This window comes from Rhizobium pantanalense (genome assembly GCF_030182525.1).
Taxonomy (GTDB): Bacteria; Pseudomonadota; Alphaproteobacteria; order Rhizobiales; family Rhizobiaceae; genus Rhizobium.
The window spans coordinates 146,026-166,744 of the sequence record NZ_JAQJCH010000011.1 but is presented as its reverse complement, the minus strand read 5'-3'; the positions used below and the strand labels follow the sequence as shown (position 1 = coordinate 166,744).

Sequence of the window (20,719 nt, the reverse complement as noted above, 5' to 3'; positions counted from 1 at the left end):
GAGAATATGAAATGCAGATGTCTAGGAGGAACCTGCTCAATGCGGGTGTGGGTATGGCAATCGCCGTAGCGACGTTGGCTGGCGGGAACTTCGCCTTCGCGCAGGACAAAATTCGGATCGCGGCTCTCTCGTTCGGTGAGTCCGGCGAGTACATGAAGGCTTGGTCGACGGAAATCCAGAACCATCCCGCCGTCAAATCGGGCGAGGTCGAGATCACCGTTTTCGACGGCAAGTATGATCCACTGACACAGGCGAACCAGATCGACACAGCGATCACCCAACAATTCAACGCGATCATCATGTCACCGTTCGACCTCGAGGCCTCGGCGCCGCCGATCGAAAAGGCCGCCGAAGCGAAAATCCCGCTTATCGTGTCGGCGCTCAAGACCAAGTCGACGAAATACACCGCGTCCATCATCGTTAACGATACCGAAGGCGGCCAGATCATCGCTGAGGAACTCGCCAAGCGCCTTCCGAACGGCGGCAACGTCGTCCTCATGGAGGGTCCGATCGGCCAGTCGGCCCAGATCGAGCGCCGCGCAGGCATCGACGCTGGTCTCGCCAAGTTCCCGAACCTCAAGCTCATCGAAGACAAGACAGGCAACTGGAGCCGCGCCGAGGGTCAGGCGCTCATGGAGAACTGGTTGCTCGCACACCCGGGTGAGATCAACGGCGTCCTTGCGGAAAACGACGAGATGGCGCTTGGCGCGATCGAAGCCATGAAGAGCGCCGGCATCGATCTCAAGACCGTTCCCGTTCTTGCGATCGACGGCATTCCGGACGCAAAGCGCGCCGTGAAGAAGGGCGAGATGGCGGTCAGCCTCTACAAGTACGCCCGCGCCGAAGGCCAGGGCGCGGTCGACCTCGCACTGCGGGCGATCAAGGGCGAGAGCTACAAGCCGCAGTCCGAAATCTGGGGCTCGCTGATGGAATGGAAGGGCGGCACCGAGAAGGACTACGTCGTGCCGTGGCTCGTGCTCGATTCCACCAATGTCGAGAAGTACATGTAATCGGACAACGGCGGACGGCCCATACGGCCGTCCGCCTTACACCAGGGAAATAGGATCGACCATCATGTTGAAGAGAAAAGTTGGAAAGACCGATGTGACGCTGACCTCGCTAGGGCTGGGTACCTCGCCGCTCGGTGGGTGCAATGTCGATGTGAGCTTCCAGACTTTCGAGGCGGTCGTCCTCAAGGCATACGACTTGGGTGTCCGCTATTTCGACACCGCGCCCCTTTACGGCCTTGGAAAGTCCGAGCATTCCCTCGGCCATGTCCTTCGCAACAACGATCTCATCGGCAAGGTCGTGGTCAGCACCAAGGCGGGGCGGATACTCAAGCCGGAAAGCCGCGCAAAGCGCGCCGAGAGCCTTTACGGCATCGACTGGGTGAAGGCGCTGCCATTCGTCGATGACTACGACTATTCCTATGACGGCATCATGCGCGCTTTCGAAGATAGCCAGCAGCGCCTGGGTATGGACCACATTGACATCCTCTATCTCCACGACGTGAGCGGCGAATGGCACCGCGAGGCGTATAGCACCCACCTTTCGGCGCTGAGATCGAGCGGTTACAAGGCGTGTGACGAGCTGCGCAGCACAGGCTCCGTGAAGGCCATCGGCCTCGGCGTCAATGAAACCGCGTCGGTCCTGCAGGTGGCAGAGGAATTTGATCTCGACTGCTCCATGGTCGCCGGGCGCTACACCCTGCTCAACCACGGCGCTCTCGACCATTTCTATCCAGAAATGCAGCGTCGCGGCATCGGTATCATTGCGGCTGGCATCTACAACTCCGGCATCCTCGCCGAGGGTAGCAAGTCGATGACAACCACCCGCACCTACGATTGCCAGCCCGCGCCTGAAGCGATCGTCCGCAAGGTCGAGGCGCTCGAAGCCGTCTGCGAGCGCCATGGCGTCTCGCTTGCGACTGCAGCGACACAATTTGTCTACGCACATCCTGCAGTGACCGCAGTGGTACAGGGAGCGCTGGCGCCCGAACACGTCGCCGCAAACGTCGCCGCGATCTCGACGCCGGTTCCGGCTGCGTTCTGGGCCGACCTGAAGTCGTCCGGCCTCATCCCTGAAGCCGCGCCAGTTCCGGAGGCATGATAGCGATGGATCTGGCTCAGCGCAGGCCCTCGGACATTCTGGTCACCTATCGGATTGAGACCGCCGGGAGCGCTGAGGCCTTGGCGGTCAAGATCGGAAGCGACCAGTCGACGGGTACATTTGTTGACCTGCCCGGAGAGACGCCGCAACTGAAGGCGCGCGCGGCCGCGCGCGTGGTCGCTTTCGAGAAACTGGACTCTGTCGAGGTTCCCTCGCTCCCTGCAGCGGGCGAAGTCTTCAACCGAGCGGAGACAACAATCGCCTATCCCCTGGAGGCCGTCGGAACTGACCTCGCGGCAGTCACCACGGTTGCATTGGGCGGGGTCTGGTCGATCAAGGAATTCACCGGGCTGAGGGTCATCGGCCTGCAGCTGCCTCCAGAGTTTGAAGGCGTCTACCCGGGGCCTCAATTTGGGATCGAAGGCTCCCGGCGTCTGACCGGCGTCTACAATAGGCCAATCATCGGCACGATCATCAAGCCCGCGCTCGGCCTCACCCCGGACGAAACGGCGCAGGTGGTTGCTGAACTCGTCGCGTCCGGTGTCGACTTCATCAAGGACGACGAGAAACTGATGTCGCCACCGTACTCCTCGTTGGAGGCGCGGGTGAAAGCGATCATGCCGATCATCCGGGATCAGGAGCAGCGCACCGGCAAGAAGGTGATGTATGCCTTCGGCATTTCCGACGTCGATCCCGACGAGATGGTTCGCAAGCACGACTTGGTCGTGCGCGAGGGTGGAAACGCCGCTGTCATCAACATCAATTCGATCGGCATGGGCGCTTTTCTGTTCCTGCGTCGGCGGTCGTCCCTTGTCTTGCACGCCCATCGCAACGGCTGGGATCTTCTCACCCGACATCCTGGTCTTGGGTTCGATTTCTCGGTCTACCAACAGCTTTGGCGACTTCTCGGCGTCGACCAATTCCAGATCAACGGCATTGCCGCCAAATACTGGGAGCCGGACGCGTCTTTCGTTCAGTCGTTCCATGATCTCCAGAAACCGATCTTCAGTGATGCCGACCGCCCGTTACCGGTCGTTTGTTCGGGTCAATGGGGTGGACAGGCGCCTGAGACCTATCGAAGGACGGAGCAGACGCTTGACCACCTTTACCTTTGTGGTGGTGGCGTCGTCAGCCATCCCGGCGGGCCGTCGGCGGGTGTCAGAGCGGTTCGTGCGGCCTGGGATGCCGCGGTCGCCGGAATCGATCTCCATGAATATGCCAAATCTCATCCAGAGCTGGCGCAGTCGCTCGCCAAGTTCGGCTCTAAAACCGTATCAGAAGGAAGATGACAGATGGAATATCGTCAGCTTGGCCGGTCAGGTCTCAAAATTTCGCAACTGGTTCTTGGTTGCATGAGTTTCGGCGTCGCCGATCGCGGCAACCATGCTTGGACCTTGTCCGAAGACGACAGTAGGCCATTTATCAAAGAGGCACTCGAACAGGGCATAAACTGCTTCGACACGGCCAATGCCTACTCGGACGGCACCAGCGAGGAGATCATCGGCAAGCTGCTCAGGGAGATGGTGCAGCGTGATGAGGTTGTCATTGCCACCAAGGTCTACGGCAAGATGCGCAACGGAGCGAATGCGGTCGGACTTTCCCGCAAAGCAATCATCGCGGAGGCTGAGGCCAGCCTCAAGCGGCTGGCGACCGAGTACATCGACCTCTACCAAATTCATTTCTGGGACAATTCGACCCCGATTGAAGAGACGCTGGAAGCGCTGACCGATCTCGTTCGAAGCGGCAAGGTTCGCTACATCGGAGCCAGCAATTGTTACGCATGGCAGTTTGCGCGCGCGCTCTACAAGTCGGACGCTGCCGGATGGTCGCGTTTCGTTTCGATGCAAGCTCAGATGAACCTCCTTTATCGCGAGGAAGAGCGGGAGATGTTGCCGCTCTGTAAAGCTGAAGGGGTGGGGATCATCGCGTTCAGTCCGCTGGCTCGCGGGCGCCTCAGCCGGCCTTGGGAGGAAAGCAGTTTGAGGTCCGAGACCGACAATGTCACCGCTCGGTTCTACGGTCACGCGGACGAGGCGGATCGCCGCGTCGTAGACGTCGTCGCAAAGATTGCAGAGGACAAGAACGTCCCGCGATCCCTCGTTGCGATGGCGTGGCTTAACACAAAGGCGGGCGTGACGGCTCCTATAATCGGCGCAACGAAGCTACAGCATCTGAAGGATGCCGTCGCTTCCTTGGCCGTCAAGCTAAGCGACGACGAGGTCCGCGAACTCGAGGAGCCATACGTGCCGCATAGCGTAGTCGGCTTGAACTGAGTTTGGCTCAGCGGGGACGACGTTGAGGCTGTCAGGAGGCACGCCGAACCGGGCCTCCTGAGCCAATGGCTTTGGTCGTATCGATCTCTGCTCCCTTCCAGAACCAGCGCGAGGAAAAAAGATGGCCACCACCCGTCATTTTGACGTCAGCGACAGCGCGATTGAAGCTGCCGCCCGGCTCATGCGAAATGGCGAAGTTGTCGCGTTTCCGACGGAGACGGTTTACGGGCTCGGCGCGGACGCCAGCAGCCCCGCCGGGATCGAGCGCATCTATGAAGCCAAAGGACGCCCGCGGCATAATCCCCTGATTATCCACGTTTCGGACGTGGAAATGGCGCGCAGGATGGCACATTTCAATCCGGAGGCAGAGTTGGCTGCTGCCAGCTTTTGGCCGGGACCTCTGACATTGCTCCTGCCAAAGCGGGAAGACGCGGGGCTCGCAACCGCAGTTACCGCGGGCATGAAAAATGTCGCAATCCGATTTCCCTCGTCGAGTGTCGCCCAACGGCTGATCCGGGCCGTCGGATTTCCGGTGGCAGCGCCTTCAGCCAATCGTTCCGGGAAGGTCACCTCGACCCGCTTCGTGGAAGTTGTCCGCCAGTTGGACGGACGGATTTCGGGAATCGTGGAAGAAGACATATGCGATCACGGCCTGGAATCGACTATTCTGTCTTTGGTCGGATCTCCGATCATTCTACGCCACGGGTCAGTTCCGCGGGAGGCACTGGAAGCTTTACTCGGCCCGATTGACGAGGACACTGGGCCCCAAAAAGTCTCGGCACCAGGCCAGCTAAAGAGCCATTATGCTCCGGAAGCCGCCGTTCAGATGAATGTCGACCGTCCTGCCGCCAATATGGTCTGGGTCGGTTTCGGACCGGAGTGCGAGGGCTGTCAATTGACGCTGTCTTCTTCCGGTGACCTTCAGGAAGCTGCCCGCAACCTCTACACAGCCATGAGTGAAGCCGACGCCTTGGCCGGCGCGAGTGACGTGATTGCATTCGCCCCTGTGCCTCTGATTGGCCTTGGCAGGGCAATCAACGATCGGCTGAGACGAGCTGCCGCGCCCCGTTGCGCGTAGGCGGCATTTTTAAGCAATTCGCAAAATGCGGATGGCGGCATGCAAAAAACGCTTGCCTCTATAGGTATGACCTTATACCTTACACCTTGCCGATTGAGGAGTCAGGCCACGGAGGTCCATCAAGCATTTCTGGTGTGGTTGGCGGCAGACGCCGGCGACATGACGCGCATTTGGGACACGGGCTTTACCCGAACAATGACGGCATGGCGGAAGCTACATCGCTTCGACGCCTCCTATCGACATCTAGGGATGATCACATGACCGAACTTGAAACTAGGCCGCTCGGAAAAAGCAAAGTGCAGGTAACTTCGCTTGGGCTAGGCACAGTGCCGCTCTCTGGCTTCAACGCCGATGTCTCCTACGACGAATTCGAAGCGACGATCCTCGCCGGGTATGCGGCCGGCATCCGCTATTTCGATTGCGCGCCGATGTATGGATTCGGCAAGTCGGAGCATTATCTTGGCCATGCCCTCAGGGCGAACAAGCTGCGCGAAAACGTGGTGGTAAGCACCAAAGTCGGACGCGTATTGAAGCCCGCAAGCAGGACGAAGAAGTTAGAGACCGTCTACGGCATCGAGTGGATCGACCCGCTTCCGTTTCTCGATACCTACGATTACACCTATGACGGCGTGATGCGTGCATTCGAAGACAGCCAACAGCGCCTCGGCCTAGACTATATTGACGTTCTTCTCGTGCATGACGTTGGTCGGGCATGGCACGGCGACCAGAGCGAATTCTATTGGAACCAGTTGCGGGCCTCCGGTTACAAGGCACTGGACGAACTTCGCTCCAGCGGAGCCGTATCGGCCATTGGTCTGGGTGTCAACGAGACCGAGTCTGTCGTGGGTGTCGCCCGTGAATTTCCGATCGACTGCTCGTTGATCGCCGGCCGCTACACCCTTTTGAATCATGCCCCGCTTGAGGCCGCGTTCGACGAGTTGCTCCAGCGGAACGTCTCCGTGATCGCCGGCGGGATCTTCAATTCCGGGATCCTCGCGACCGGCGTAAGCGGTCCCGCGGCCACTTACGATTACGGCAAGGTTCCGGCGGACGTCGTCGAAAAGGTCAAGGCCATCGAGAGCATTTGCTTAAGATATGCGGTGAGCTTGCCTGCAGCGGCGATGCAATTCGTCTATGCGCATCCGGCAGTGGCCACGCTGGTCATGGGTGCAAAGAGCGCATTGGAAGTCGAGCAGAACGTCAAGGCGATCAACGAGACAATACCCGCTGCATTTTGGGACGCTTTGACTGAGGCGAGCCTTCTTCCGTCAAACGCTCCGCTGCCGACGGCTGTACGATGATGGCCAGCGGAGGCACCGTTTTCGGCGGCTTCCGCTGTGAAGCGCTCGTGGGTTCGGTTCCATCGCCGGAGGCGCGCGCATGCCTCGAGGCGCTCGTCAGGACATATGGCGAGCTCCTCGCGATCTACTCCTTCATGCATATGGCATTGAGGGAGAAGAGCATGCGCCTCTTGATTGGAGAACTCGCCAATCGCGCCACAGAGATAAAGCGATCCGTCCGTTCCTCGCTTGCGGGCTTGCGCGGTCTCGCGGGGCAGGGCCACGCACTCTCCCATCTTGGACGGGCAGATGGCCTGCTTGTCGAGGCGGAGGAGCACCTGCAGCGCGGTGTCCTGGTTTCAGATGCACCCCTGCTGGGGCTGCTTTCAAATGCGGCGATCGAGCTGAAACGATCGGCCGCCATCTTAGGCACGTCGACCTTCGACACGACAGCATGCTGTGGAGGGTCCCTACTTGGACATGGGGAGGAAGACCATGGGAACGCATTCGATCTGGGTGCTTGAATACTCTCGAAGCCCGGTGCACCCGGTCAGCGGGGTTTTTTACGGCGCCCATAATCAGGGCACGATGAACCTGCCGTTCGCATACATACTCATCAAGTCAGGAGATGCAGTCGTTCTGGTCGATGCCGGTCACGACGCCGCCGATTTCGGAGGCCAGATCGCCAACTCAATCGGCGTTACCGGTTGGACGCCTCCGGAAATCGTTCTCGGGGAATGCGGGATCAGGCCCCAAGACGTCACGTATGTCATCCTCACGCACGCGCACTTCGATCACATTGGCGGCCTAAAGTTCTTCCCAAATGCTAAGATTTTCATTCAGAAGAAAGAATTGGAATCCTGGATGTGGATTCTGGCAAAGGGTCGGCGCTTCCGTTCATTGCAGGCCGGACTGAATCCGGCGGATATCCTCTATCTGACCCAGGCAAATATCGAAGGCCGCCTGGAACTGGTGGAGGGAGAGCGGGAAAACCTAGTGCCAGGCGTTCATGTCTATCCGGCATTCGACACCCATACCGCAGGGTCGCAATATGTGGTGGTGGAGACGGGCGGTGGAGACGGCAAGTTTGTCCTGTCCGGCGACGTCATCTACACCTACAGCAACCTCACGGGTGAGGACGCCACCGATCCCTGCTTTGTGCCGCCGGGCCTTGCCAATGGCAGCCAGACACGTCTGATCGAGTCCGCCGAGGAGATGCTCAAAATCGTTGGTATGGACGAACGACGAATCGTTCCCATGCACGAGGAGCAGCTGTCAAAAATCTATCCGTCGCGCCTGACGGATCGCCAGCTCATGCTCGTCGAGATTTGTGTGGCCGACGGAGACGTATCAAGAGTTTGATCGATTTGAAGCAGCGCGAACACCAAGCTGCATCGTTCACAATCGTCCTCCCAAGGCGATAAGCAGAGAAAAGGCCGGGTGTCAGTGACACAGGCCTTTACCAAACACCTTGCCCGCTGCGGTGATCTGCCCGGTGAAGAAGCCCTATATTCGCGCCCGCTTTGATGACGGCCCGGTAGCCCGCGATGTTGACCATGGAGGACAAGGCCTCCATCTTCCGTGCGCGGCTGACGCGCGGGACCATCTCCATGGCGATGACATTTGCGCTTGAACCCCCAAACCATCCTGTTTCGTTACAAAATGAGCGCCTTCGGCCATGCATGGAGCGGTGCAATCGCGCCATCATGCGTCTTCACGTGTCCCAGTATGCCAGCAGCGTCAGTGGCGTTGTCGAATAGAGCAAGACAAACTAACGAAAAATGATGTTTGCATGTGATTTGTAGCGGCGGATCTTGATGTTAAAGGATCGGATTAGTGCGCCGGAGGACTAAAATATGAAGAGAGATGATCGGAGGCAGGCCATTATGGACCTGTTGGTCGCGCAGAGGGTGGTGGATCTCGACGACCTATCCGATCGGTTCGCTGTATCCAAGATGACCATCCACCGGGATCTAGATGATCTTGAGCGGGCAGGGATGCTTCGCAAGGTCCGTGGCGGGGCAACGATCGAGACAGGAGGCCATTTCGAAAGCGATTTCCGGTTTCGCCAGCAGCAGGAGGGCGAGGCCAAGCGCCGGATGGCCGAGGCCGCCCTTGAACTCGTCGAGCCCGGCATGACGGTGATGGTCAACGACGGATCTATGGCGTCGGTGCTCGGGGAATTGCTGCCACAGAGGAGGCCGCTGACGGTGATCACCAACAATGCGGCGGTCATCGATCGGCTCAAGACGGAATCAGGGATCAACCTGATTGCGGTCGGTGGACGCTATTCGATGAAGTTCAATGGTTTTTTCGGCGTCGTCGCCGAACAGGCACTGTCGCGTCTCAGCGCCGACATCGCCTTTATCTCAACGCCGGCAGTTTCTGGATTGCGCGTCTACCATATGGATGATGACGTTGTCCGCTCGAAGCGAGCGATGATTGCAAGCGCCGCGCGTCGCTGCCTGCTCTTAAACCATAAGCGCTTCAATCATACCGCTCTTCATGTCCTGGCCACCATTGACGAGTTCGAAGTTATCATCACCGACCAGGAACCGTCAGTCGACGTCCGCGCGGCTTTGGAAGGAGCCAATGTGCCACTTCGAGTGGCATCGCAGGAGAGCAAGTGAATATCGCCAACAATCCTTCGGATAGATGCCGCGCAAGGCGGCACCTGTCCATCTCAAGCTGGGCCCTCCGATTGGGGGGATCCCTTCTACAGTCTTCTCCTATGGACGTCTCCTACGGACGTCCAACGCGATATCTCAGATGGACGGAGCCGAGGCCAGCGGCTTCGGCGCTGATAAACGTGAGCCTCGCCCCGCCGGCAAGCCCATCCTCACCGCCCTCGAATATGGCCGGTGTATTCGACTTGCCTCCGATCGCAGGGAAGATGACTAGGCTGACCTCGTCAACAAGACCCGCATCCAAGAAATTGCCATTAGTTTGCGCCCCGCCTTCCAGCATCAAGCGCTTCACACCGAACTCGGTTCCGAGAACGTCGAGCGCGTTTTTCAGATCGACGCCATCTTTCTCCGATACGATATAGGAAACGCCAGCCTGGGTGAGGCCCGCCAGGTAAGCATCATCCACGTCAGATCCTGTCAGGACGACAAGGTGAGCCCCCTCAATGTCGTTCTTGTCCCAGCGTAGCCGACCGTCCTTATCAACGATAACAGCGAACTCGTCGGCATCCGGGTTGGCGATATGGATCGGTCGCGCGGCCGTGCCGGTTGTTTGATAGGGATGGTCGACGGCGTCCGCGAACTCTTCTCCCGTCGCTCTTCCCGAAAGCCAGGCGTCGGCGCCGATCTTCTCATGCAGGTCGTCATAGATCTTCACGAGCTCATCGACCGAATGGCCGGTTGCCTCGGCCCAATCATTGACGATCAATCGGCCATCCAGCGGCGACATCATGTGACAGATTACATAGGGTCTAGGCATTGGACTACGCTCCTCTACAAACATTCCACCGTCAGTGGCCTACCTTCAACCAGGCTGCAAATTTATCCATCCAGTCGGGGTGCCAGCGTGAAAGCGCCGGCCGGTTCAGGATCATGTCGTCGGCCGCCCAGCGGATCCGTCTGGCATCGATCGCAGACGTGACCGCGTTATCAGGACAAATGATGTAAAAGTCCTCGTCGAGCAGACGGGCCAGGAAGTATTCCACCAGCTGCTCTGCGGTCCATGCCTCATCGGGCCTGGCAGCGCCCTTCGGCTTGAGTGCGATGTTCATGGGTGTCCACGTGTAGCCAGGGACGAGGAGATGAGCCGATACACGACCTCCCGTCTCCTTCAAAAGCTCGTGCGACAGCTGTTCGGTCAGCACCTTGACAGCTGCCTTTGCCACCGAATAGGCGGCATTGCCTGGAGGAGTTGTAATTCCTTCCTTGGAGCCGAGGTTGACGACCGCCGATGGTCGGGCTGCCTTGATCAGGTAGGGCACGAAGACGTGTTGTGCGGCTAGAACACCTCCGAAGTTTACATCGATCTGGCGTCGCCACTTTACAGGATCATCCCAGGGGCCGGCTCCTTGCGTAATGCCCGCGTTGTTTACAAGGATGGCCACGTCGCCAAACCGAGAGAGCGTTTCGTCCTGCAACCTCGTCAGTGTCGATAGATCCGAGACGTCGCCGCTCACAACCAGAGTGTCCGTATCGAGTGTCGAGGTAACATCATCAAGTGCGTGGGTGTCGAGATCCAACAATGCGAGCTTCATGCCGCGGGCCGCGAGAGCCCTCGCGATTGCCAAGCCGATGCCCTTCGCGGCTCCCGTGATGACCGCAACGCGGCCAGGAGCAACGATACTGTTCATTCTCTCGCTCATCTTTGTCTTTCCCGTCATTGGACGTCACCGCTGGAAGGTGTGCCGGACACGCCGTCGCGGTGGATTTTCTCGGCCGAAGGCACCAGCGCAAGAAGCGCACCAGCGCTACGCGGGCGCTTGTGTGGTCGGACCATATCTGCTGGCTGCGAACGACAGCTCATCCTCCTAACAACATAGGCCACTCCGCCGACCACTTGAAGTGAGCTGGATCGCACGCACCGATGAGGGGTGTTCACTCTTGGGTGCCTTCGTGACGTCGGGAATGCCTCGTCAATTTGGCTGCGGACGCGACCAAAAGGTCCCTCACTCCTGGTATCTGCCAGATCGGTGGTTGATTTTTGCTCACCGCCCCGATCGATTTTGCTCATGTAACCAACCGGCTCCACGGGCATTAGGTCACCAGCGCCTCGAGGCGATCGTGGTGCTGATAAAACCAAAGGAGTGAAATCATGACTGGTAATAAACCACTCGCAATGGTCACGGGCGGTTCATCTGGAATAGGCTTCGAGCTTGCCAAACAATTCGCCAAGAATGGATTTGACGTTGCTATTTCAGGCTCAAGCGACAAGGTAAACGAGGCCGCCGATGCGCTACGAAGCCTTTACGCCGAAGCGTATCCGTTCAAAGCGGATGCCTCGACATACGATGGCGTTGAGGGGTTCTGGACTTTCACGCAGGGGCTGGGGCGCCCACTGGAAGCCGCGGCTCTGAACGTTGGTATCGGTATCGGCGGCGCCTTCGTCGATAACGATCTCGAGGATGAGTTTCGCCTGCTTGCAATCAATGTCACTGGGACCGTCCATATGGCCAAACGCGTCGTCCAACATATGGTCAAGAACGGCCGCGGCAGGATCCTCATCACATCCTCGGTTTCGGCGACCCTGCCCACGCCATACGAAACCGTCTACGGCCCGTCGAAGGCATTCGGTTACATGTTCGCGGAATCTCTGCGCGAGGAGTTGCGCTCGACCGGGGTCACGGTGACGGCACTCCTTCCGGGCGCCACCAACAGCGACTTCCACGCGAACGCTGGGATGGGCGATACGAAGCTCGGTGGCCAGCAGAAAAACGACAAGACGCTCGTCGCCAAGCAGGGCTTCGAGGCCCTCATGAACGACATCGACCATGTCGTCGGCGGAGACCAGAAAACCAAGCGGCAGGTGTTGGAAAACCGGACAACCCCAGAGCCTGTTAAAGCCGCCCGGCAAGCCGAACTGACCCAACCGCAGTGAAGGAGCACATCATGGCACATCTGAAAGACAAGGTCGCAATCGTCACGGGAGCTTCCTCGGGCATTGGAGCAGCGACCGCCAGAGGATTGGCGGAAAAAGGTGCGCGCGTTGTCCTTGCCGGCCGCAATGAGGAACGCCTCAGTCAGATTGTCGAAGACATCGCCGGTTCGGGAGGTATTGCCAGCTACAAGGTTGCCGATGTCACGGATTTTGAGAGTACCAAGGCCCTGGTCGCATTCGCCACGACGACGTACGGCCCGGTCGATATATTAGTCAACAATGCGGGCCTCATGCTCTTTTCCTATTGGAAGGATGCCGCGGTCGGCGATTGGAACAAGATGATCGATACCAACCTACGTGGCTATCTGCATGCGATTGCCGCCGTTCTGCCGTCGATGTTGGAGCGCCGGTCCGGCCGCATCCTGAATATGAGCTCTATCGCCGGCGTTCATGTCGGCGAGGCGGCAGGCGTTTACGGAGCCACGAAGTTCTTCATACGCGGTATCACCGAAAGCCTCAGAAAGGAGGTGGGCGTGGGAAGTGGGATCCAGGTGTCGATGATCAGCCCTGGCGTGATCGATACCGGCTGGGCCGATAAGGTTCATGACGAGACGGGCAGAAAGATCGCCGGAGAGCTCAACAAGCAGGGTATTCCGCCGTCGTCGGTGGGTGAAGCCGTGGTCTATGCCCTAGATCAGCCCCCGGAGATCACGATCAACGACATTGTCGTCCATCCAACCCGGCAGGACTGGTAGCCGGCGTTTTCGAAAGCTCAGAACTTGAACCTCCGGGACTGCCAGGCCGCCCGCGCGGAGGTGGTATTCGTTCCGACCGGTGCCGTTTCTCGTGGCTGTGGACAAGAGGATCTTCATTGCATGACCATCTAATCCCGGAGGTTCGCATTATTCAGCGACCCGGCCCATCTCCCGTCGTCGCTCCCAGGATCATCAACTAAGATCAAATTTTTGACTGCTTCCGTGCTCATCACATACCAAAGACAGGGTTAGTTGAATTAGGATTGAAGACGCCAGCCGCCTGAAGCAAGGTCGGCGTCGGCAAGGACGATCTTATTCAGTACAAGTGCGAGTATCCATCACTCATGGTATCGACGCGGGCCGATCTGGCCGACCTTGAAACTTTCGTCGCGATCGCGCGGGCGGGGGGGTTCCGAAAGGCCGCCGCGCTTCGCGGCGTTTCCGGCTCCGCTCTCAGCCACTCGATTAGGGGTTTGGAGGCCCGTCTCGGCGTCCGTCTGTTTCATCGGACAAGCAGGAGCATCAGTCTCACCGCCGCCGGCGAAGTACTGCTTGCCGAACTGGAGCCGCATTTCCTCGGCATCCAAGCTGCGATGGATCTCCTGGATAGTTTCAGGAGCGGGCCTACGGGCAGGGTGAGAGTGACCACGCTGCGTGACGCCGCCGAGCTGTTGATCGCACCTCGACTGCACAGTTTTCGCCGCAACTACCCCGATGTCGAGATCGAAGTCAGCGTCGAGGATCGCTTTATCGATATGGTCGCCGAAGGTTTTGACGCGGGCATCCGTTATGGGGGAACAGTTCCCGAGGGGATGATCGCGTCGCGTCTGACGTCCGAACTTGAATGGGTCGTGGTCGGTTCTCCAACCTATCTCAACGAACGAGGGCGGCCCGAGCGGCCGGAAGATCTCTTGACGCACGAGTGCATCCGGATCCGAACCGGTACGGACCACGTCTGCAAATGGGAACTTGGCGACGGCGATCGCATGGTTGCGCTTGACGTTCCCGGACTGCTCACGCTCGGGGATTCAGAACTATCCATCCGCATGGCGCAGGAGGGGGGCGGTCTCTTTTACTGCCTGCGCGCACGCGTCGAGGACAAACTCGCGGCTGGTCTGCTCGAAGTGGTGCTGCCGGACTGGTCGTCTACTGGGCCGGGTTTTCATGCATACTATGTTTCGCACCGACAGGTGCCGTCAGCGCTCCGGACGTTTCTCGACCACCTTAAGGCGCCGCTTTCGGACGATTGAAGTGACGGCTCAAAGCCAGCCCCAAATCGCTGCAGGTGAGAGTCCATTCTTGCCGGGCCCGCGTCAATGGATACGTTAGCTTATACCATAACAGATTCAGATGAAAAAAGCTCATCTATTTTATGAAATATTGCGTTTGAATTAGGAGCTGAAAGCGGAGATGGTTCGATGCGTGGAGGGCATCTGAACCTGGATCGCCTTAGCGCGTAAGATGATCGCGATACGGTTTACGAGGTCGCCGGACTATGTTCGGCGAGCAAAGAAGTATTGCTCAGATGCTGTATTGGGAGGAGGGCCGAATGAGTTTCCCCGCTGGAAAAACTGTAGATAAACGCGATAATTCTATTCTTGCTGGTCTCGAGCCGGCGACCTTCTTTGGTTTTTTCGAAGAGCTAAGTGCGATCCCGCGCGGTTCTTACAACGAGAAGCAGGTTAGCGATCACATCGCCGATTTTGCCCGGGCGCGCGGCTTCGAGGTTTACCAGGACGAGATTTACAATCTCCTCATTAAGAAGCCGGGAACGCCCGGCTACGAAAACTCGCCGACCGTCATTCTTCATGGGCATACCGACATCGTCTGCGAGAGCGACGAGGGTGTTGACCACGACTTTGAGAACGAAGGCATCAAACTTCAGGTTATCGGCGATTTCATCCATGGGACGGGGACAACCCTTGGGGCGGACAACACCGTTGGTGTGGCTTTCGCAATGTCGTTGCTGGCATCCGACGATATCCCGCATCCGCCGCTTGAAGTCGTCCTGACGGTTCAAGAAGAAGTCGGCAAGGGCGGCGCACAACACTTCGACGGCACAAAGCTTAGCGGTAAGCGCCTTCTCGACATGAACTGGCACGATCCCAAGTCGCTTTTCGCAGGCTGCGCTGGCGATATTTCAGTGCGCTTCAAGATTCCGGTTCAGTGCGAACCGCGCGTTTCGGGGCAGGCCGCCCTTTCGCTGCGGATCTCCGGCCTGAGCAGCGGTCATTCCGAATTCGACATCCATCTTGAACGCGCTAACGCCATCGTCCAGCTCGGACGGCTGCTCCGGATTGCCATCCGGGATGCTGGGGCCAGCGTAGCCGAAGTCAAGGGTGGCGTGAACCGTTACGTTATCCCGGGTGAGGCGGAGGCGATCATTTCGATCGATGCCTCGCGGATTGTCGATCTCAGACAGAGAATTGAAGCGGAAGCGGCTTCGATTGCGCTTGAGTACAAAGCAAGCGATCCCAACCTCAAGGTCACAGTCAGCGAGTCAGGGAGGCAGATTACTGAAGTCTTCTCGGCTCAGTCCGCCCGGGCGCTGGTCGATGCCCTGAACCTGCTTCCCAACGGCGTCCAGAGCAAAAGCCTTCAAGTCGAGGGCCTCGTCGAGAGCTCCAACACCGTGGCGTTGCTTTCAAGCGATAAAGAGGCCATCGAAATCGTCAATACGGTCCCAAGCGCCGTCAGCTCCCGTCGCTACAACATCGTCGACAAAATCCGGCAGCTGTCAGAACTCATCGGCAACGGCGCGAGCGTGGAGACATTCGCGGATTGCCCGGAATGGCCATACAATCCTCATTCGCGAATGCTCAACGCCGCCAAAGCCGCTTACGAGCGCGAGTTCGGCGAGCAGCCACATGTGGAAGTCTCTCACTCCAGTCTCGAGCTCGGCCTTTTTCGAAAGAAGGTTCCTGACATTGACATGCTGTCGATCGGACCGGAAGCGTTCGACGTCCACACCACGCGCGAGCGCCTCAACCACACGACAGTCGATCCGACCTGGCGGCTTCTCAAGTCGCTGCTCCGCGAACTCCGGACCTAAGGTACTAAAATGCCAAAACTGCCAAGCTACTTCGGCAATTTCCCACATCCGCCCAGCGAAAAGAAGCCGGTCCATCTGACGCGCGATAGCTACAAGATATTCATCTATACGGGGACGAAGCCGTACTCGAGCGACCTCAACTACCTGCTCGCCAGCACGGACCAGCAGACCACTGGCATCTATCAGCTCGCGCCGGGAAGCAACTTCGACCCGGCCGACATTCACGCGGGTGACGAGGTGTACTATGTCCTCGAAGGTGTTGTACATCTCCTAAACCCCGGAACCGGGCAGACCGAAGAGCTCGGACCCGGTGACGCGGTGCTTATCCCCAAGGGCGCTCCGCATCGCGGCTATAACTTTAGCGACAAGGCTGCAGTTATCCTGTTTTGCATCGCACCGCGTATCTGGGACGAGAATGGCCCTCCGACCTGTTATGACGGGCCGACGCGCCTCTATAAGCACGAAGGGAGAGCGTGATGAGCCTTGAGAAACTCGGAACCTATCCGGTAGACGGCGCACAGGCGCGCAAGAGGGGCGACCTGGTGAAGGTCGCTAAAAGCGATCGTCTGAACATGGTCTCCGGCCGCGATCATCCCGTTCTTATACAGTTCTGCGTCAGCAACGATTACATGCACGTCGGAGAACTGACTATCCCTGTGGGTGGCGTTGGACCGCGCGCGAGCGAGCCCGACAGCCATGAAGGGGACGCAGTCTTCTACGTCCTGCAAGGCCCCGCGACCTTCTATTTGGCGGATACCGACGAAACCTTTCACATCCGTGACGGCGAGTCTTTCTTCCTGCCCGGCGGCATCAGCTACCAGTGCCTAAACTACGGCTCCAACCCAATCCGGATGGTCTTCACGATCGCACCGGGACTGTAAGCCGAAGATTGAATCTCAGATTGCCAAGCTTCGCCGCGGACCCGTTCCGCGGTTGGGAAAACTTTGTCTTGTCACCACCAGGGAGGATCATGTGACAATTTTCAGACGGACGTTAATCTTCGGTACTGCTCTCGGGCTCACCGCTTCGCTTTCCTTCAGCCCAGCGCTTGCACAGCAGTTGGATTATTCGAAAGTGTTTCCTGGCATCTTGATGGACAAGGACATCAAGCCCACAGGCCAGGAAGTCAAACCCGCTAAGAAGGATAACCGCCCGCTCAAGGTCGGCTTCCTGCCGACGGCGATGGACACCTACTATCAGCGTGTTCTGGCTGGCGTGAAAGAAGAAATCGACAAGCGCGGTGGCGACGGCACTATCCAGCTTCTCGTGCAAGCTCCGAGCAGCCAGTCTGCCACGGACGACCAGATCAGGACCATGGAAGCCTGGATTAACGACGGTGTGGATGCGATCGCCGTTGCCTTATACAACGAAGGCGCGTTGCTGCCCTCCATCCGGCGCGCCACCGATGCGGGCATTCCGATCTTCCTCTTCAATTCACCCGTCGCGGATAACCCATATTATGTCAGCGATATCGGCTACGACCAGAGTGACGGTGGTCGTGCGCAGGCGCAATGGCTGGTTGACACCTATGGCGACAAGGAAGTCAAGCTCGGGATCCTGGAGGGCCTGCCCGGTCCGCATACGAGCCAGCGCATGAAGGGTTTCAACGAGGTCATCTCGAAGCACCCCAACTTCAAAATCGTCGCTCAGCAGCCGGCTGGCTGGGTGCGTGCCCAAGGCTTGTCGGTGACTGAAAACATGTTCACCGCCAACCCCGATATCGAAGTCCTCGTCGCGCTCTACGACGAGATGGCCCTTGGCGGTCTGCAGGCTCTCAAGGCTAAGGGGCTGAACGGCAAGGTGGCAATCGTCGGCTACGAAAATATGAAGGAAGCCAACGACGCGATCCTCACCGGCGACTTTGCAGCAACGGTCGACACCGGGGCCAAGGAAGAAGGTCGCAACATCATTCGAGCGGTGGATGAGTTCGTGATGAAGGGCACCGCCCTGCCGAAGAAGATCTTCGTGGCGCCCAAAACCTACGATGCGAAGAACATCAAGACCTTCGATCAGAACGACTACGTCTACGTCCAGCAGAAGTAGATGTGACAGTACGCGGCCCCGCCTCGCGCGGGGCCGCCCACTCAAAAAGGGCGACCTGAATGACAAACGCTCCGCTGCTCGAGATGAAAGGCATTGCCAAACGCTTCGGCAACACGAAGGCGCTTAATGGCATCGAGCTCGTACTCAATCCCGGCGAGGTTCTCGGCCTGGTCGGCGAGAACGGCGCAGGCAAGTCGACGCTCATGAAAATCCTCTCTGGTGCATATGCACGCGACGAAGGCACCATTTCTGTCAGAGGTAAGGTGGTCGATCTGAACAATCCCAAAGACGGGTCCAGGGCCGGCATCGCGATCATTTACCAGGAGCTGAGCCTGTTTCCGGACTTTGACGCCGCCGAAAACATATTCGCGGGCAGGGAGCTGCGCCACGGGCGTGCAAGTGCATCACCGCTTGACCATTCGGCCATGCGGGCAGCCGCCTCGCGTATCCTGAAGGGCGAGTTAGGCGTGGACGTACCTCTCGACAGGCCAGTTCGAGAGCTTAGCCTCTCGCATCGGCAGATGATCGAGATCGCCAAAGCCATTAGCAGCAACGCCGACATCATCATCATGGACGAGCCGACCGAAGCGCTCGAGGAGGTCGAACGCAAACAGCTGTTCGCCATCATCAAGAAGCTTCAGCAGGCCGGTAAAGCTCTCATATATGTATCTCACCGGATCCAGGAACTCCTCGGCATCGTCAGCCGCGTGTTGGTCTTGCGCGATGGCAGCGCGGTCGCAGACCTGCCCGTATCGGAGCTCGACGTAGACAAGGTCGTCAGTGCGATGATCGGCGGCTCTCTCGCAAAACAGTTTCCTCCCCGCGTCCCGGCAAGGTCCGAACCCTCGTTGGACGTTCGCGGTTTGACGAAAAGGGGTGTCTTCGAAGACATCACCTTCTCGGTAGCCCAGGGTGAAATCCTCGGCGTCACGGGTCTCGAAGGATCAGGCAAGAGCGCGCTCCTGCGGGCGATCTTCGGGCAGATCCCGCATGAGACCGGCTCGATTCTGATCGACGGAAAGCAAGCGGCGATTTCGGACCCGACGGACGCTATTCGTCAACACGTCGCCTTCTTGCCCGCCGAACGTAAAACCGAGGGGATTTTTCCACAACACAATGTCGGCTGGAACCTCTCTATCGCCAACCTTCGAACGCTCGGCAAAATCACGTTGATGCCGAAAAAGGAGCGCGAGATTGCCTCCGGCTACATCGCCAAGCTCGGCGTGAAATGCGACGGCCCCGGTGCCGACATCACATCGCTGAGCGGCGGTAATCAGCAAAAAGTCATGCTTGCTCGCTGGCTGCTCACCCAGCCAAAGGTGCTCATGCTTGAGGAGCCAACGCGTGGCGTCGACGTGCGTGCCAAGGCCGAGGTCTACACCCTCATCCAGGCTGCCGCGAAAGACGGCTGTGCTGTCATCGTGGTGTCCGCCGACAACGCGGAACTGCTTGGATTGTGTCACCGGGTCGCGGTCATGTTCGAAGGACGAATCTCGGCGGTCGTCGATGCTGCGACCTCCAAGGAAGAAACACTCGCTCTTCATTCGGTAAGGCCGCCGCAAGGCCATCATCTTCAGGGAGGTACCCATGGCTGATATTGCAGCTACACGCCCGCGCTCGCCCCTTACGCTCGCACTCAACGGCGGCAATGCCGGCGTTTATCTGGCCTTCGTCGTTCTTCTGGTGGCGCTCGGCTTTGCCGCTCCGCGGTTTTTCACCTTTGGCAACTTGACTGACGTTCTTCGTCAGGCGGTCCCCATTGCCGTGATCGCGTTTGGAGCGACCTTTGTGATCGGGATGCGGGGCATCGACCTCTCCGTCGGTTCGACACTCGCGCTGAGCGGTCTTGTGACCGCAAACCTGATTGTGCTTGGCTATCCCGTTCCTCTGGCATGCGCAGGCGGGATTGCGGTCGGTGCGGTGATCGGACTGGTGAACGGAATCCTGATCACCAAGGTCGGGATCACGGACTTTATCGCCACAATGGCCATCATGGTCATCAGCCGCGGTATCGTGATGGTCTACACTCAGGGTATTCCGATCGTCGGAGCCTCCGACCCCGCCTTCCGAATGATCGGCCAGAGCTATGCCGGCGGTGTTCCTGTTCCGGTCATTCTGACCGCCATCGTCTTCGCGATCGCCTTCTACCTTCTCTATTACACGCGTTTCGGCCGTTTCGTTCTCTCGATCGGCAGCAATCCGGACGCTGCCCGGCTGGTCGGCATCCCCACGGACAAGGTCAAGATCGCCGTTTACGTGCTGGTCGGGGTCCTCTCGGCCTTCGCGGGCATTCTGCTCACCTCGCGCCTTGAAGCCGCCATGCCTGAAGCCGGCCAGGGGTACGAGCTGGATGTCATAGCTGCCGTCGTAATCGGCGGAACGGGTTTGTCTGGCGGACGCGCCACTCTGTTTGGAACTGCCGTGGGTGCCGTTTTGATGGCGGTCGTCCGCAACGCGCTCAACCTGCTCAACGTGAACACCTTCTGGCACCAAGTCGTCATCGGCACGATCATACTGATCGCCGTGGCAGCCGATCGTTTCAGTCGCCGTCAAAAGGCCTGAGGAGGCGA

Annotated in this window: 20 protein-coding genes and 1 pseudogene; 18 read left to right on the top strand and 3 right to left on the bottom strand. The window is 58.7% G+C overall.

Translation table 11 applies throughout. The annotated features are described in order from the left end of the window. Positions 1-11 precede the first annotated feature (11 nt). The 8 genes from PH558_RS26395 to PH558_RS26360 all read left to right on the top strand — a co-directional run bounded on the left by PH558_RS26395 (position 12) and on the right by PH558_RS26360 (position 8,102). Positions 12-1,010: a substrate-binding domain-containing protein gene (locus tag PH558_RS26395; protein WP_051264136.1), complete on the top strand. Its 999-nt coding sequence runs from the start codon at positions 12-14 to the stop codon at positions 1,008-1,010. A gap of 64 nt (positions 1,011-1,074) precedes the next feature. Next, entirely contained in the window at positions 1,075-2,109 is a 1,035-nt protein-coding gene (locus tag PH558_RS26390) for an aldo/keto reductase (protein WP_013984674.1), read from the top strand. Positions 2,110-2,114: 5 nt separating this feature from the next. Next, positions 2,115-3,398 (top strand): 3-oxo-isoapionate-4-phosphate decarboxylase OiaX, encoded by a 1,284-nt coding sequence (oiaX, locus tag PH558_RS26385; RefSeq protein WP_013984675.1) that lies wholly within the window; start codon positions 2,115-2,117, stop codon positions 3,396-3,398. 3 nt (positions 3,399-3,401) lie between these two features. After that, entirely contained in the window at positions 3,402-4,382 is a 981-nt protein-coding gene (locus PH558_RS26380; RefSeq protein WP_179613279.1) for an aldo/keto reductase, read from the top strand. Between the two features lie 121 nt (positions 4,383-4,503). Beyond that, entirely contained in the window at positions 4,504-5,460 is a 957-nt protein-coding gene (locus tag PH558_RS26375) for an L-threonylcarbamoyladenylate synthase (protein WP_013984677.1), read from the top strand. A gap of 257 nt (positions 5,461-5,717) precedes the next feature. Then, positions 5,718-6,761, top strand: coding sequence for an aldo/keto reductase (locus tag PH558_RS26370; protein ID WP_179613278.1), 1,044 nt, complete (start codon positions 5,718-5,720; stop codon positions 6,759-6,761). Further along, positions 6,758-7,264, top strand: coding sequence for a hypothetical protein (locus PH558_RS26365; protein ID WP_234705240.1), 507 nt, complete (start codon positions 6,758-6,760; stop codon positions 7,262-7,264). The genes PH558_RS26370 and PH558_RS26365 overlap by 4 nt, the downstream gene beginning before the upstream one ends. Then, entirely contained in the window at positions 7,236-8,102 is an 867-nt protein-coding gene (locus PH558_RS26360; RefSeq protein WP_179613277.1) for an N-acyl homoserine lactonase family protein, read from the top strand. The genes PH558_RS26365 and PH558_RS26360 overlap by 29 nt, the downstream gene beginning before the upstream one ends. 105 nt (positions 8,103-8,207) lie before the next feature. Here the strand turns inward: PH558_RS26360 and PH558_RS26355 are convergent. Next, positions 8,208-8,373, bottom strand: a pseudogene (locus PH558_RS26355) (Re/Si-specific NAD(P)(+) transhydrogenase subunit alpha); the annotation flags it as partial. 223 nt (positions 8,374-8,596) lie between these two features. On the opposite strand from PH558_RS26355, the gene PH558_RS26350 reads away from it, so the two are divergent. Next, the gene (locus tag PH558_RS26350; RefSeq protein ID WP_179613276.1) at positions 8,597-9,370 is read left to right on the top strand and encodes a DeoR/GlpR family DNA-binding transcription regulator; all 774 of its coding nucleotides are present in this window, start codon (positions 8,597-8,599) and stop codon (positions 9,368-9,370) included. Positions 9,371-9,482: 112 nt separating this feature from the next. On the opposite strand, the gene PH558_RS26345 is transcribed toward PH558_RS26350, so the two are convergent. Both PH558_RS26345 and PH558_RS26340 read right to left on the bottom strand, forming a co-directional pair. Next, positions 9,483-10,184, bottom strand: a complete 702-nt coding sequence (locus PH558_RS26345) for a RibD family protein (protein WP_028003124.1) — start codon at positions 10,182-10,184, stop codon at positions 9,483-9,485. 31 nt (positions 10,185-10,215) lie between these two features. Beyond that, positions 10,216-11,067, bottom strand: coding sequence for an SDR family NAD(P)-dependent oxidoreductase (locus PH558_RS26340; protein ID WP_028003123.1), 852 nt, complete (start codon positions 11,065-11,067; stop codon positions 10,216-10,218). 449 nt (positions 11,068-11,516) lie between these two features. On the opposite strand from PH558_RS26340, the gene PH558_RS26335 reads away from it, so the two are divergent. The 9 genes from PH558_RS26335 (at position 11,517) to PH558_RS26295 (ending at position 20,711) form a co-directional block, all read left to right on the top strand. Next, positions 11,517-12,299, top strand: a complete 783-nt coding sequence (locus PH558_RS26335; RefSeq protein ID WP_179613275.1) for an SDR family NAD(P)-dependent oxidoreductase — start codon at positions 11,517-11,519, stop codon at positions 12,297-12,299. An 11-nt stretch (positions 12,300-12,310) separates the two neighbouring features. Beyond that, a complete protein-coding gene (locus PH558_RS26330) occupies positions 12,311-13,054 on the top strand; it encodes an SDR family oxidoreductase (protein ID WP_028753503.1) in 744 nt (247 codons plus the stop codon). Positions 13,055-13,398: 344 nt separating this feature from the next. Then, the gene (locus PH558_RS26325; protein ID WP_028753502.1) at positions 13,399-14,304 is read left to right on the top strand and encodes a LysR family transcriptional regulator; all 906 of its coding nucleotides are present in this window, start codon (positions 13,399-13,401) and stop codon (positions 14,302-14,304) included. Between the two features lie 299 nt (positions 14,305-14,603). Next, positions 14,604-16,106 carry an aminoacyl-histidine dipeptidase gene (locus tag PH558_RS26320; RefSeq protein WP_179613274.1) on the top strand — a complete coding sequence of 501 codons (1,503 nt, stop codon included), beginning with the start codon at positions 14,604-14,606 and terminating at the stop codon, positions 16,104-16,106. A gap of 9 nt (positions 16,107-16,115) precedes the next feature. Beyond that, on the top strand, positions 16,116-16,583 hold the full coding sequence (locus PH558_RS26315; protein ID WP_179613273.1) for a cupin domain-containing protein: 468 nt from the start codon (positions 16,116-16,118) through the stop codon (positions 16,581-16,583). Further along, entirely contained in the window at positions 16,583-16,987 is a 405-nt protein-coding gene (locus PH558_RS26310; RefSeq protein WP_028753499.1) for a cupin domain-containing protein, read from the top strand. Before PH558_RS26315 ends, PH558_RS26310 begins: the two co-directional genes overlap by 1 nt. Positions 16,988-17,078: 91 nt before the next feature. Continuing rightward, positions 17,079-18,149, top strand: coding sequence for a sugar ABC transporter substrate-binding protein (locus PH558_RS26305; protein WP_179613272.1), 1,071 nt, complete (start codon positions 17,079-17,081; stop codon positions 18,147-18,149). Between the two features lie 59 nt (positions 18,150-18,208). After that, on the top strand, positions 18,209-19,744 hold the full coding sequence (locus PH558_RS26300) for a sugar ABC transporter ATP-binding protein (protein ID WP_179613271.1): 1,536 nt from the start codon (positions 18,209-18,211) through the stop codon (positions 19,742-19,744). Further along, a complete protein-coding gene (locus tag PH558_RS26295) occupies positions 19,737-20,711 on the top strand; it encodes an ABC transporter permease (RefSeq protein WP_028753496.1) in 975 nt (324 codons plus the stop codon). Before PH558_RS26300 ends, PH558_RS26295 begins: the two co-directional genes overlap by 8 nt. Positions 20,712-20,719: the final 8 nt, after the last annotated feature.